Below are 14,025 nucleotides of genomic sequence, written 5' to 3' on the forward strand. Positions count from 1 at the left end.
GCTTGCGCATGATGGCCTCCAGTTCTGTATGTTGTTCGCTCCTCAGCATCGTTCTTTGCATGCCGAAGCACGATGCAGCCAATTTCAATGATTCGGTGGGCTAGGCGAGTGACCAACTCCGCCGAGCTTGGTCGCCCGCCAAGTGACCAAACTGAGAATAAGACGCCAGCAAGGATTATGAAGATGAAAGAAAACACATTGTTCGACTCGCTGTTTGAGGAGCCGCAGAAGCCATCCGGCCCGGTGATTTGCCTCGGCATGATCTTTGAAAACGACGAGGCCCGCCGCGCCCACTTCACAGAGGAATTGCGCAAGACTCTGCAGTCCCCGGAGTTCCGCAAGATTGAAGGCTTTCCGATCGGCAGCGACGAGGACATTCTGAACCTGAGCGATCCGCCGTACTACACCGCCTGCCCGAACCCCTGGATCGCCGACTTCATCGCCGAGTGGGAGGCCCAAAAGCCCGAACATCCCGAGGGTTACCATTATCACCGGGAGCCTTTTGCGGCCGACGTGAGCGAGGGGAAAAACGACCCAATCTACAACGCGCACTCCTATCATACCAAGGTGCCACCTAAAGCCATAGCAAAGTACATATCTCATTACACCGAACCGGGCGATATTGTATTTGACGGTTTTTCTGGAACCGGGATGACTTCTATTGCGACTCAATTGGTAAATCGGGAGTCGCAAATGCAATCAAATATTAAATACCCCACGGATTATATCCCTAGAAAGTGCGTGACCAATGATTTGGCTCCCATTGGCCCCTTTATTACAAGGGGATTGCTAAGCCAGGAACATGCCATCGCAATAGTCCGAGAGGCAACTAAATTAATAGGTGATGTTGAGAAAGAGTTTGGATGGCTTTACGCAACGCCGCATGCGAATAGTAGTCAACAAGGAGCTGTAGATTATGTTGTATGGACAGACTTCTTTTTGTGCACAGAGTGTGCGGCCGAAATAGATGCCTACGAAGCAGTAGTGGATCGGGAAAATAAAATCCTTAGGAAAGAATTTTCCTGTCCATCATGTGGAGCCACTTTAAAAAGAAGTGAATTGCCTAGGCAAATGGAGGCGAAGGTAGACGTTTTGTCTGGAAATATCATCAGCCAGCCAAAACAGAAGCCAAAGTTTATCCAATACAAATTCGGTAGTAAGATCTTCAAAAGAACATCAACCAACATTGATGACGAAGTTCAAAAACGGGCAGAAGACCTGCTGCGCAAAATAGGTGCTCCGACGTTACCAATGGAACATACATGGAGACATGTTAAGGATGGAAATCATCTAAAGGGATACACTCATACGCATCATCTCTACACAAGTAGAAATCTCTTGGCTTTGACAGTTCTGCGGAATGCCTGCATGCGGTCAAAGTTCAAGAATGAAATGCTATTCATTCTAACTGGCTTTGTTGATGGTCACGCGAACAAAAGGAATCGATATTTAATCGATCGACATCACCCAGAAGGGACAACGTGCGGCCCCTTATCAAATTCACTTTTTGTTCCAGAGCTGCAATGCGAGGTGAATGTTTTCGCAAAATGGAGGCAAACGCTTAAAAAACAAGTCAAGGCTTGGGAGTGCCGCCTGGGTAGGGATGCATGCATGCAAACCAGTAGTTCGACCAAACTGATCCTAGGGGATGCATCCGTCGACTATATTTTTGTTGACCCGCCGTTTGGGAAAAACATTATTTACTCTGATTTGAATTTAATTTATGAAACATGGTTAGGGGTAAGGACTGCAACTGGCGATGAGGCCATTGTTAATGAGCACACGGGCAAAGGGATTCTCGATTACGGTGCCCTCATGGAAGAATGTTTTTCTGAGTTCTATAGAGTTCTAAAGCCTGGCCGTTGGATCACTCTCGAATTTCACAATTCTCTCAACGCTGTTTGGAACGCAATGCAGGAAGCCTTGTTCAAGGCGGGATTCGTTGTTGCAGATGTTCGTTCGCTCGACAAGAAGCACGGAACAATTCATCAAGATTCTGGCTATACAGTGAAGCAAGACCTCATAGTAACTGCTTATAAGGCAAATGAAGATCTAGAGAATAGCTTTAGATTGTCGGCGGGCACTGAAGGTGGTGTTTGGGAGTTTGTTAGACTTCATCTTGGTAACTTGCCAACTTTTGTTGAGCAACGGGGAAAGTCTGAGTTCATCTCGGAGCGTAAAGAGTATCTCTTGTATGACCGTATGGTTGCATTTCATGTTCAGCGCGGCGTAACTGTGCCATTGTCGGCATCGGAATTTTATGCGGGACTTGAGCAGCGATTTTCTGAGCGAGACGGCATGTACTTTCTACCAGAGCAGGCTGCTGAATATGACAAGAAACGTCTCATGGTCCAGGGCGTGGAGCAATTTACGCTTTTCGTATCTGATGAGGCGTCTGCTCGCCAATGGCTAAGAGAGTTAATTCGTCAGAGGCCGCAGACCTTTCAGGAGATCCATCCGCAGTTCATGAAAGAGATAGGGGGTTGGAGCAAATCAGAAAAACTCCTCGAACTTTCCACCCTTCTGGAGCAAAATTTTCTTTGCTATAACGGAAAAGGCCCAGTACCGGAGCAGATTCACGCCTATCTCTCCACTAACTGGAAAGAGCTGCGCAACCTACCCAAGGATGATCCGGCTCTGGTCGCCAAGGCCCGAGACCGTTGGTATGTGCCCGATCCCAACAAGGCCGGTGACCTTGAGAAGCTGCGCGAAAAGGCGCTGCTCAAGGAGTTCGAGGAATACAAAGCCGCCAAGAAGAAGCTCAAGATTTTCCGCCTGGAAGCTGTCCGTGCTGGATTCAAGAAAGCCTGGCAGGACCGCGACTACGCCGTCATCGTCGGCGTGGCGGACAAGATTCCCAGCAACGTCCTGGAAGACGATCCCAAACTGCTCATGTGGTACGACCAGGCCATTACACGGATGGGAGGGGAATAGCTCATGATTACAAAATGGAAGGTCTTCAACTTCAAATCGATACGCGAAGCAACCGAACTGGATTTTGGCCCGCTTACGATCTTTGCCGGAGCGAACAGCAGTGGTAAGAGCACTTTTATCCAGTCAGTTCTCCTCGTTGCACAGACTTTGGCGCACAAAGTCGGCTCACGATCTGTCGTATTAAATGGAGCGCTCACCAGTCTGGGCCAGTTTGATGACCTCAAGTCCAACGGTGGAGAGTCGGATCAAATTACCATCAAATGCACATGTCGACCGTTGCCGGATCGGGAGGCCGCAATCCCGAGGCGGTCCCAATTCGCTCCTCGTGGTGCTATTTACTATGGGTCGCGTTCCAATCAGCTTCAGGAAATCGCTTGTGAGATCTCTTTCGACGCTGATCCATCGAGCTCTCAGCGTGATCTGTTTCAAATTCAACCTCGGCTTTTTGCCACGCAGTTGTCCTGCTTATCCAGGGACGAGGATAACGTTGATCAGAAAGCAAACATCTCCATTCACCACTCCAGCAAGGCCATTTCCGAGATTGAAGGAGCTGATGGCGTAAGCGAAATCGACGATCAGCTACGTGCCAGCTTGGCCTACGCTGTTGAACTAGACGAGAGCTCCATGACCGAAGTCAAGGAGGACTTTCGCTCCGCCAAGCCTATCGGCTGCATGCTAAGACACTTCCTTCCAGAGAGAGTCATATACGCCATCGATACCATTGAAGAGGATGCGAACGCCATCACGATGGCACTCCAGGAGGATGGGCGTCGCGCCATGGGTTTCCGGCGCAGCATGGGAAGGGAGATTCTTCTTTCCGAGGAGATCATTGCGGTTTTGCGCGAACTCCTGGAACGAACAATCGATTTCGACCAGATCTTAAACGACAAGTATCGGCAGGAGTCACTGTTTGGTCCCGAGTCCGAGACGCTCACATTCAGCGCATGGCATGAACGACTACGTGGCCTGCCACGCGAAGAGCGTCTGAAAGTGCAGCAGGCACTTCGTGAGCGTGAGGACCTTTTTGACCGCATTCATGCGGCTATGAAGGCGTCAATAGCGGAGAAGTCGGAGACGCATGCCTTTGTCGAACTTAGACCACCTCGCTTAATAACAGAGGCCACGTGGTATTTGGACAATTTCTTTGCCTCGTCTTTGAAATACCTCGGGCCATTGAGGGATGCTCCCAAGCCGCTCTACCCCCTCTCACCAGCGGCCGACCCACATGACGTAGGATTACGCGGTGAACACACGGCTTCCATTCTTGAATTGCACAAGAACAAGAAGATCCGGTACATCCCATCTGCAAATTTCAAAGATCCTGTAATCGATCGCAGAACAGTTACCCGAACACTCGAAGCTGCGGTTATCGATTGGCTCCAATATCTGGGTGTGGCCAGCTCAGTAGAAAGCCGGGACCAGGGGAAGTTGGGTCATGAATTGAAGGTAGGACTTTCTAATTCGGGTAGCACTCACGACCTCACACATGTGGGCGTAGGCGTCAGTCAAGTATTACCGATTCTCGTTATGTGTCTTCTGGCCGACATGGACTCCACTCTGGTTTTTGAGCAGCCGGAGTTGCATTTACATCCTAAGGTTCAGACCTTGCTGGGCGATTTCTTCCTTTCGATGGCGTTGTGCAATAAGCAGTGCATTGTTGAGACCCACAGCGAATATTTTATTGATCGGCTCCGTTTCCGAATTGCAGCGGCATCACCCGAGAAGGAGCTAAACAGTCAGGCCAAAATTTACTTCGTGGAAAAGCCATCACAGGGTTCTTCTTTCCGTGAGGTGGTGATTAACGAGTATGGGGCCATTTCAGACTGGCCGGAAGGGTTCTTTGACCAGTCCCAACAGCAGGCCGAAGAAATCCTGAGAGCTGCGGCGATGAAACGGAAAGCCAGCCGGAGGAATAATGATGCATAGCCTGCCTAGCGTAACAATTGACGCAGGCGTGCTCGCGGCTCCTTGCGTTGATTGCACCAAGGATGATGCTTTCCAGTTTGTGGACACACTACTGGATTGGAGCAAGTTGCTTGATGAGCCATGGGTCGCCATTTACATGAGCGAGAGGGCTTCAGAAGCTTTGATTGATGATGATCTCTTCCCACTAAGAAACCACCTCCGCGAGCTCTTCAATAGACATGGAATCGTCGAATACAGCGTGAATGACATCGCTACGGTCGCGGAAAGACTACTGTCGCTTACGCCCTCATTCGAAACTTACTATCGGATCAAAGATGTGTTGTTGGATCAGCTTAAAACAGATCCCGATATTATCCGGCTTACGACATACAATGGTCTCCAATCTGATCTCGCTCGATGCGTTGTCTTGATTGCAATTCTGCGAAAGCACTGCTCCCAACCTCTTGGCGGCCATTCGCTCATATTGAGGGAGGCACCAAAACAGGTGATCCAAGTAGGAGCCCAGATTCACGATCTTGAACATGCCAGAGACGATATTCCTGTTTTGCCGTGCCCGCCGGAAGTCTTTGAGGGCGATGTGTTGGTCTGTGATGATTTTCGCGGGCTGATCGAATGTCTCAATGAGTCGGCAATATTAGTCGACGCGTCTGACAACCTTGGAATTGAGCTTGCCGTTCGGGTTGCCTTGTTCAAGTACGCTATCACACAAGGCGATACCCCTGACTGGGGCAGCGTGATTGTTCCAAACATAGGGTCAGAATTTCGGGAGTTGTGCCAACAAGTTTGTGCTGACCAAGGGGATTCTTTGCCTCCAAAAATTCTCCGATCAATCGTAGAGACCATCAAAGGACAGAATTTTTCAGCGGTACACGCTCTTCGAACGGGGCCTGGAGGGAATGATCCGCAAAGAATGAGAGGCTCCGATAAGGCGCAGCGTCGCGATATCGACAGGGAGTTTCACCTCCATTACTGGGAATGTGCTGACGGGACAGTCGAGTTGGCGTCGGTGGTTTATCACAATGATTTTTCAATTCCGGGATAATGCCGATGCAGGATGTTTGGCAATACAGCACCGTTCATAACAGCACCTGCAAGGTTATCGAGGAACAGACCTTGTGGGGGCAGACGGTGTGCCGTGTCTGGCTGCCGAACCAGGACGAGGTGGTGCGCGTTCCTCGCTCCGCCTTGCAGTCGCTTAATGCCGACCTGCAGCCAGAAGTCGAAGCTGGACGCATTGCCTATGTGGCCGCTGCTGCCAAGGTGGCCGAGGTGCTCGAAGGCTCCACCAGTGGCACTGACGGCCATGCGCTGCTCGCTCCCATGGAGTCCAATGTCATTCCTCTGCCGCACCAGATCCACGCCTTGTTCCGGGCAATCTCCGGCGACCGTGTGCGTTATCTGCTGGCCGACGAGGTGGGCCTTGGTAAGACCGTCGAGGCCGGTCTTGTCATGCGCGAACTCAAACTGCGCGGGCATGTGCGACGAACCCTGGTGGTCGCACCGAAGGGCCTCGCCACCCAATGGGTGGCGGAAATGCAAACTCATTTCAACGAGCAATTCCAGCTCGTTCTGGGCGACGATATCCGCACACTGCAACGCCTGGCTCCAGGGCCCGACCACCGGAACTCGGCTTGGTCGATGTACGATCAGGTCATCGTCTCGCTTGATTCGGTCAAGCCTATGGACAAGCGGCGTGGCTGGACCGCCGAACGGGTTGCCGAATACAACCGCAGCCGGTTCGAGGATTTGATTTCCGCCGGTTGGGATTTGGTGGTGGTGGACGAAGCGCACCGCCTAGGCGGTAGCACCGACCAAGTCGCCCGGTACAAGCTCGGGAAAGGCCTGGCGGAGGCCGCGCCCTATTTGCTTCTGCTCTCCGCAACGCCTCACCAGGGCAAGACCGATGCCTTTCACCGCCTGATGAACCTGCTGGATGACGAGGCATTTCCGGATGCGGAGAGCGTCTCCCGCGACCGGGTGGCCCCGTACATCATCCGCACCGAAAAGCGCAAGGCTGTCGATGCCGACGGCAAGCCGCTCTTCAAGCCTCGACGCACGCAAATGGCACCGGTGGCTTGGGACAGCCGTCACCATCTGCAGCGGATCCTCTACGAAGCGGTGACCGACTATGTGCGCGAAGGCTACAACCAAGCACTGCGGGACAAGAAGCGCCACATCGGCTTTTTGATGATCCTGATGCAGCGCCTGGTGGTCTCCAGCACTCGGGCGATCCGCACCACACTCGAGCGACGGCTTGCAGCGCTGAAGGATGGCGAGCAACAAGTCAGCCTGCGCCTGGCGGAACTTGAGAGCGGCGGGGATGGCTCCGAGAATTTTGACGAACTGTATGACATGGATGGCCAGGAGTTGCTCGATGAGTTGCTGAAATCCCAGGTGTCGGCCCTGCTTAGCGAGGGCAGCCACGTGGAAACCCTGCTCGACGCGGCTGTTCGTTGTGAACAGGCCGGTTCGGACGCCAAGGCTGAGGCGCTGATTGAATGGATCTATCAGTTGCAGGCCGAGGAAAACGAGCTGGATCTAAAGGTGCTGATATTCACTGAGTTCGTGCCGACCCAGGAGATGCTCAAGGAATTTCTTGAGGCTCGCGGGATCTCGGTGGCCACCCTGAACGGCTCCATGGATATGGACGACCGGAAGCAGGCCCAGGATGCCTTCCGCAAGACGCACCGCGTGCTGGTTTCCACCGACGCGGGCGGCGAAGGTTTGAACCTGCAGTTCGCCCACGTGATCATCAATTACGACATCCCTTGGAACCCGATGAGGCTCGAACAGCGGATCGGCCGCGTGGATCGTATCGGTCAGCCCCATACGGTGCGGGCGATCAATTTCGTATTTGAGGATTCGGTCGAGTTCCGCGTCCGCGAAGTGCTGGAGCAGAAGCTCTCGGTGATCTTTGACGAGTTCGGCATCGACAAAACCGGTGACGTGCTCGACTCCGCCCAGGCTGGTGAGTTGTTCGAGGATGTATTTGCCTCGGCGATTCTGAACCCCGATGGTATCGAGACTTCCGTCGATCACACGGTGGCCCGGATTCGGGATGAGATTCAGCAGGTGCGCAAGTCCTCAGCAATCTACGGCATTTCCGAAGAGCCGGATGTGCAAACCGCCGACCGTTTGCGCTCAAATCCGCTGCCCCATTGGGTGGAACGGATGACTATAGGATATCTGAACTCCCATGGCGGCGTGGCCGTCCGCAAGCGTTCGTGGTGGGAGTTGAATTGGCCGGACGGCCAGGAACATCGCAAATGCGTGTTCAGCGCCCGGGAAGCGGATCATCTGACCGATGCCACACTGCTCAATCTTGAAAACAGCCGTGTCCGTGGGCTCGCCCTGAACCTGCCGCAGGTCGCGGCTGGTCAGCCGCTGCCTTGTGTCACCGTCAGTGGGCTGCCAGCCAGCATCTCCGGTTTCTGGGGGCTGTTTGAGATTCGACTCCAGGCCGGGATGCACCAGAATACGCAACTCCTGCGCATCCCCATGGTTCGGCGTGGCTATGTCAGCGTGTTCTTGAGCGAGGAAGGCAAGCTTTTTCTGCCCACGGCCCGACATATTTGGGACGCGTTGCCGACAGCCGAATCCCAGGTGCAAGCCACTCTCGGGCAGGATGAATCCGTTACCGCCCATGAGCGTCTGCAGGCCGCGGCCGAACAAGCCGGAAAGGAACTTTTCTTCGGCTCTCTGCAGCAGGCGCACCTTGCCTCTGTGGAGCGTGAGGAGGAACGCGGAATTGTTTCATTTGCCTCGCGCCGTAAGGCAATTGAACGGGTTGGTCTGCCTGAGGTACGTCAATACAGACTGGCCCGCTGCGATGCGGAGGAAGCCGAGTGGCGAAATGAACTGAAATCAGCACGTCAGATCGTGCCGGAAATCCGGCCGCTGCTGATGCTGCGCATTATCAGGGGAGGCGCTCAATGAGTAGTTGGCGAGATGCCATCCTGAACGACTTTGTACCCAACGTCAGCAAGCTGACCTTGGTCGCTGACCCGGACTGTCTGCTGACCGAGGAAAAGTTGGCGCTGGAACTTCGCGAGCGCGGATTCGACCTGATCGAGTTCATTGACCCAGTCGAATTCAGATACGCCTATGAGTCCAAATATCGCTCGATCTGGGACCGGGGCGAGCACACCGATCTGGTGGTGATTCTCCGGTTGCAGCATGCCGAGCTGGAATCCCTGCCCTACGACCTGCTCAAGGCGGGCCGCAAGCTTTCATTTAATCTGGGGGATCTATTTCCCAACCTGAGCTACCCGGTGATCGAGAAGCTCGACCGGAGCCTGCTCGACGCGCTCTTTGAGGCACAGCTCAAGTCGTCGCCGGATCGAATGGGTGACAACGCCACCAAGGATTTCATTCTCCGCCACGTATTCGGCATCGCCGCAGAGTTGATTGTGGGCGAGGTGGAATTGCTTCGCGCCTTGCTTCGTCTGCACTATGGGAAGCTTCAGATCCCGCTGATGTTGGCCGAGCGACTAATTCGGGTGCTCAAGAGCCATGCGGGATTCAAGGCCTGGCCGCTATCTGAAATCGTTCCTGACGACGAGGTGTTCTTTGCCTTCCTGCAGGAACGCTGGCCGGTCTACCTTTCCAGGCTTGGCCATACCAATCAAGTCCTGGAAGACTCACCGGAATATGGTCTTAAGTATCCCGGCCCTGATCATCTGCCGTTCGAGCATCAGGACATCAAGGTCTACATCGACAACCTTTTCCTGGAGGGGAAACTTACACCCGTCGAGGCCAGAGATATTGAAGTGGATGCCGGGTCCTGGGTTCGATGCGGAATTACCACAGGCGGTGGGGGTGATGAGGGGCTGCGGATCTCTCGTCTATTTGGCCTTGTTGAAAAAGAGCTGCCCGAAGAGGAAGCTCGTTACTCTGACTGGATCGCCTTTGCGCTGAAATGGGCCGAGCTCTCTTCGCTGGTTCATTGCGGCAACAGCGCCGAGCATCAGAATCGGCTCAGGGAAATCGGGGATGCCTTAAACGCGACATTTGCGGGTTGGCTGGCCGACCACTTTGCCAGTTTGATCAACCTGCCGCCGACAATTCCCGCCATGCTGCACCATGTGCCGCGCCGCTTGGCTCGAGACATCGAGGAGTCCGGTAACGGCCGCGCAGCGTTGATCGTTGTCGATGGTCTCGCTCTGGATCAGTGGGTGACCATTCGCCAACTTCTGCAAAAGCAGGATACCAACCTGCTGATGCGTGAATCCGCGACCTTCGCCTGGATTCCGACGCTGACTTCCGTGTCGAGACAATCCATTTTTGCGGGCAAGCCGCCGTTCTATTTTCCGTCATCCATCAACTCGACTAACAGTGAAGAGAAGCTCTGGAAGCAATTCTGGGAGGGGCATGGCCAGTCCCGACTGGATGTCGCCTACCTGCGCGGCTTGGGCGACGGCGATGCATCCAGCGTGCTGGACGCGGCAATCCACCCCGGCAAGACCAAGGTCGTGGGCTTGGTCGTCGACAAGGTGGACAAAATCATGCACGGAATGCAACTTGGCTCGGCCGGGATGCACAACCAGATCAAGCAATGGTGCCAGGGTGGATTCCTCGCTGCGTTGGTTAGAGATCTGCTGGACTATGGGTATGAGGTCTGGCTGACGGCAGATCACGGCAACATCCAATGCGATGGCAAAGGCCGTCCATCGGAAGGTGTGATTGCCGAGACTCGCGGCGAGCGGGTTCGTGTGTACCCGACGCCGGAACTTCGTTCTCAGGTCGCGGAATCCTTCCCGTTTGCCCACGAGTGGCAGCCGGTCGGATTGCCGGCGGGTTATTTTCCCCTGATTACTAGTGGTCACGACGCATTCGTGAATCCGGGAGAGGTCATCGTAGGTCACGGCGGTGTGGCAATTGAAGAAGTCATAGTGCCCCTCGTGAAGTTTGAAAGGAGGGCACAATGATGGGGAAAAGACACGAAACCATCGGCATCAAGCAGGCGATCCGTTTCGAGTGGATGCAGAAAGCAGCCAATCTGCTGCTGGCGGGACTCGACCCCAAAACCATCCGCCAGGAGTTGCACGAGTTTCTCGTGGACAGAAAAGGCAACGGCTCCGAGGGCGAACGAAGCGATCAAACCCGAACCTTTCTCGTCAACAACCTGATGAAAATCTGGGTATCTCCCGATCCTGAGTTGGTTCCTTTCCGCGATGCGTCATTGGCGTTTCTACGGGGACATACCTCGATGAGTCTGGCTGTTCACTGGGGGGTGATTTCAGCGGTCTACCCATTCTGGTTCAATGTGGCCCGGCAAACTGGCCGCTTGCTGGCCTTGCAGGATCAGGTGACTCAGACACAGATCATCAACCGCCTGAAGGAACAGTATGGTGACCGGCAAACCGTCAGCCGCTATGCGCGATTTGTCATCCGCTCCTTTGTTGCCTGGGGAGTTCTGAGGGATTCCGAGGCTAAGGGCTGCTATGAGAAAGCCGCTCCGGTGAGCGTTGCCGATGCCAACCTGGCCATCCTTATGTTCGAGTCCGTACTCCTTGCCACCCCGGATGCTAAAGGCGCTTTGGGATTGCTCCTGAACAATCCGGCATTTTTCCCATTCCAGCTTCCCGTGTTGACCGGTAACTTTGTATCCCAACGCAGCGACAGGATCGATGTGGTTCGCTATGGACTGGACGACGAACTGTTGAAATTGAAAGACAACTAATTCAGCCGACGGTGACAAGGCATTGGGGGGGAAGCGGGTATCAAGATTTGCAAGAAGGCGGCATATTGGATAGCAGAGGCGCAGGGCATTTGACGCGGATGGCGGGAATCAGCGCCGCCTGACGGCCGGCGTCATTGGTAGTAGCTAGGGCCGTGCAGGTGCGCGTGATCGGGGCTGACCCACTCGGCAGGGGGGCCGCGCTCTGCCGATCCCTGTCGGTTTCAAGCACATTCTTGCATTCGTGATGTGGCGGTACTGATAGGCGCCGAGCTCAAGTGCGATCGCACAGGCTGCCTCGAGGCGTTCGTTGCCATAGCGCTTGGCCAGGCTCAGCAGCCCCAGACAGGCGCGGTAACCGTGTTCAGGATGCTTGTGCTGCTCGAGCAGCGGGCGCACGACCGCGCCGGTGGCGCCACCGGTCTGCTCGCCCCAACGGATGAGTCGCTGCGGTGTCGACTCGAGGTGGGCGCGAGGGCGGCGGGCAGATGCTCGGGCACGGTGGTGAAGCCACCGGTGGCCGCGCGCGCAAGGACCGCAACGGGCCACGGCTGCAATATACACGTGAGCGCGGTCGCCGTCGGCCACAGCGATGGTCGGTCCGGCATAGTCGACGAACAGCTTCTCACCGGCCTTGTGGGTCTGGCGCATCGAGCGCTTCAGGCTTTTTGCATTGATGGAATTGGGGCGACCGACTGCGCTCTTACGATAAATCAAAGCGTTTGACCATGGAGAGATTACGAATGCGTATCGAGCAACACATCGTTGCGTCTTGGGCGGCTAGGCTAAGTGAGCAGGCGGTGAGCGATGTGGTTCACAGCCTCGAGGGGATCGAAGCGACTTTGTCTGGAGACTCGGACCTAAAAAATGCGTGGGAAGAAGTGTGTGCTCAGGTTCAGCGCGAGAGTCGGTTGACTGGTCGATCTATGAAGGCACCATCGAGGATCTGCTGCGCTCCGTTGTGGGAGGGTTGGACAGGGATGCCCAATTGGCTCTATGGGCAGTCACCGATGAAGGCTGGGACTACATCTGCGATCACCATGCAGATCAGGATGGCGTTATTGGGACGCCGCTCAATATTGGCGATATCGTGTCGCAACTGAAAGGACAGGTGCTATCGACCGCTGCGGATTACGAAAGCCCCAGTCTTTATCGTTACATCTGGGGCGAGGATGATCCGGACTATGACGAGGACGAAGAGGACGAGGGTGATGCTTGAGGGAAGCGGAGAGGATGACGACTTTGAAGATCCCATCATCTTCAGCATCTACCGTGAGCAGATAGCGACCTTCGACCTGGATAGTTCGCTGAGCTTTCTTCAGATGCTGGTGCCGGAACCCTCAGCAAGTGTGGAGCAGGAAGGGAATTTTGTCCCTTGGGCGGCGGCGGCTATGAGGACGATCCTCGCGAGCTTTTCGAAATCCCAGAGGTGTGCTGCTACCTGCGCGGGCTCGATCAGGAGTGGCCATTCTGGTTCTTCTTCCTCACTCCGTCCTCGATCAAGCTGGTCGGGATGTGTCTGGCATCTGCTGTCAAGGTCGCCCCCGGCAAGGTATACATGCCGCCGGAGGACTTTTATCGTTTCATGGAGCGAAGCTTCGGAGCGGTCAATCACCTGTTTGACCATTACGGCTTTCCGGAGTCGGAAAACGAAGCGCTGTCGGCAACCGTGTCGAGGATTTTTGCGAACTGAGGAAAAGGCGGGGCGTCTTTGCAGCACCCTCTCTGGGGCAATCCTGCTCCCGTAGTTTCTATGCCGGCCTGCGGATCAGACGCCTGAAGCCTCCTTACCGAGGATTGCGAAAAGCGCCAGCTAGTCATCCGCGCGGTTCGTTTCAGGTCTGAATCAACCTTTTGTTGAGGCCATCCGCGGTGTAATCCGTCGTTCGATCGATATGTTTTCGTCCCCGGCCGTGTACAAATCTGAGCGTGAGGTCGGTAAGGTCAACGGTGGTTTGGCGGGGAAGGCCGAGACATCGGGTGATTCACCCTGAAATCACCTGGGGTCGAACGTAAAGTCGCTTCGGTTGAACCCATTGGAGAATGCCAACGGGAACATGGCACATCTACATACTTGCGAATCCGTTCAATTGAGTGGAGAACAAAATGCCTCTTTCTCTTGGGGTTACTGTGGGTAGCAAAATCCGGGTGGGCGATGGCTTGCTGGAAGTGCTAGACATTCACGACGCGAAGACAACCAGACTAAAGGCGGGCGACAAAATCTTCACCATCACCGACTTGAAGCGCCAAGAAGTACTCCCAAGCGTGTTCGTGATGGTGTCCCTTGGTTGGTCGGAGGGCAAGAAGCAGTTCAAAAATTTCTCACACCTCGCCATCGAGGCCCCCCGGGAACTGCGGATCGAGCGAATCCCGATATGAACCTGTCCTTGATGCGAGTTTGGCTCCTTCGCTAGCAAAAGCCAGCTGGCCCTTGCCGCCACCTTGCCGCCGCCCGGCGGTCGTGGTGATAAAGCGGTGCTGACTCA

9 protein-coding genes and 1 pseudogene are annotated in these 14,025 nt (G+C 54.7%); 9 read left to right on the plus strand and 1 reads right to left on the minus strand.

Features of this window, described 5'->3' with window-relative positions; genetic code table 11:
• The first annotated feature begins 183 nt into the window (after positions 1-183).
• The 6 genes from AC3FNH_RS14050 to AC3FNH_RS14075 are packed head-to-tail and all read left to right on the plus strand — an operon-like array spanning position 184 to position 11,542.
• Positions 184-2,934 (plus strand): DNA methyltransferase, encoded by a 2,751-nt coding sequence (locus tag AC3FNH_RS14050; RefSeq protein ID WP_488720461.1) that lies wholly within the window; start codon positions 184-186, stop codon positions 2,932-2,934.
• A gap of 3 nt (positions 2,935-2,937) precedes the next feature.
• A complete protein-coding gene (locus AC3FNH_RS14055; protein ID WP_488720462.1) occupies positions 2,938-4,860 on the plus strand; it encodes an AAA family ATPase in 1,923 nt (640 codons plus the stop codon).
• Positions 4,850-5,902 carry a hypothetical protein gene (locus AC3FNH_RS14060; RefSeq protein WP_488720463.1) on the plus strand — a complete coding sequence of 351 codons (1,053 nt, stop codon included), beginning with the start codon at positions 4,850-4,852 and terminating at the stop codon, positions 5,900-5,902. Before AC3FNH_RS14055 ends, AC3FNH_RS14060 begins: the two co-directional genes overlap by 11 nt.
• Positions 5,903-5,907: 5 nt before the next feature.
• Positions 5,908-8,796: a DEAD/DEAH box helicase gene (locus AC3FNH_RS14065; protein ID WP_488720464.1), complete on the plus strand. Its 2,889-nt coding sequence runs from the start codon at positions 5,908-5,910 to the stop codon at positions 8,794-8,796.
• Positions 8,793-10,787: a BREX-3 system phosphatase PglZ gene (gene pglZ, locus AC3FNH_RS14070; protein WP_488720465.1), complete on the plus strand. Its 1,995-nt coding sequence runs from the start codon at positions 8,793-8,795 to the stop codon at positions 10,785-10,787. Before AC3FNH_RS14065 ends, pglZ begins: the two co-directional genes overlap by 4 nt.
• A complete protein-coding gene (locus AC3FNH_RS14075) occupies positions 10,784-11,542 on the plus strand; it encodes a hypothetical protein (protein WP_488720466.1) in 759 nt (252 codons plus the stop codon). Before pglZ ends, AC3FNH_RS14075 begins: the two co-directional genes overlap by 4 nt.
• 131 nt (positions 11,543-11,673) lie before the next feature.
• On the opposite strand, the pseudogene AC3FNH_RS14080 reads toward AC3FNH_RS14075, so the two are convergent.
• Positions 11,674-12,054 (minus strand): annotated as a pseudogene (locus AC3FNH_RS14080) (IS21 family transposase); the annotation flags it as partial.
• Between the two features lie 356 nt (positions 12,055-12,410).
• Here AC3FNH_RS14080 and AC3FNH_RS14085 point away from each other — a divergent pair.
• The 3 genes from AC3FNH_RS14085 to AC3FNH_RS14095 all read left to right on the plus strand — a co-directional run bounded on the left by AC3FNH_RS14085 (position 12,411) and on the right by AC3FNH_RS14095 (position 13,918).
• Positions 12,411-12,758: a hypothetical protein gene (locus AC3FNH_RS14085; protein WP_488720467.1), complete on the plus strand. Its 348-nt coding sequence runs from the start codon at positions 12,411-12,413 to the stop codon at positions 12,756-12,758.
• 156 nt (positions 12,759-12,914) lie between these two features.
• Positions 12,915-13,232, plus strand: a complete 318-nt coding sequence (locus tag AC3FNH_RS14090) for a hypothetical protein (protein WP_488720468.1) — start codon at positions 12,915-12,917, stop codon at positions 13,230-13,232.
• Positions 13,233-13,645: 413 nt separating this feature from the next.
• Positions 13,646-13,918, plus strand: a complete 273-nt coding sequence (locus tag AC3FNH_RS14095) for a hypothetical protein (protein WP_488720469.1) — start codon at positions 13,646-13,648, stop codon at positions 13,916-13,918.
• Positions 13,919-14,025: the final 107 nt, after the last annotated feature.

Source organism: Cupriavidus sp. 22TCCZM01-5 (genome assembly GCF_057798915.1).

Coding starts and splice junctions, on each gene's coding strand:
- AC3FNH_RS14075 (WP_488720466.1), top strand. CDS start 10,784: ATGATGGGGAAAAGACACGAAACCATCGGCATCAAGCAGGCGATCCGT.
- AC3FNH_RS14095 (WP_488720469.1), top strand. CDS start 13,646: ATGCCTCTTTCTCTTGGGGTTACTGTGGGTAGCAAAATCCGGGTGGGC.
- AC3FNH_RS14065 (WP_488720464.1), top strand. CDS start 5,908: ATGCAGGATGTTTGGCAATACAGCACCGTTCATAACAGCACCTGCAAG.
- AC3FNH_RS14050 (WP_488720461.1), top strand. CDS start 184: ATGAAAGAAAACACATTGTTCGACTCGCTGTTTGAGGAGCCGCAGAAG.
- AC3FNH_RS14055 (WP_488720462.1), top strand. CDS start 2,938: ATGATTACAAAATGGAAGGTCTTCAACTTCAAATCGATACGCGAAGCA.
- pglZ (WP_488720465.1), top strand. CDS start 8,793: ATGAGTAGTTGGCGAGATGCCATCCTGAACGACTTTGTACCCAACGTC.
- AC3FNH_RS14060 (WP_488720463.1), top strand. CDS start 4,850: ATGATGCATAGCCTGCCTAGCGTAACAATTGACGCAGGCGTGCTCGCG.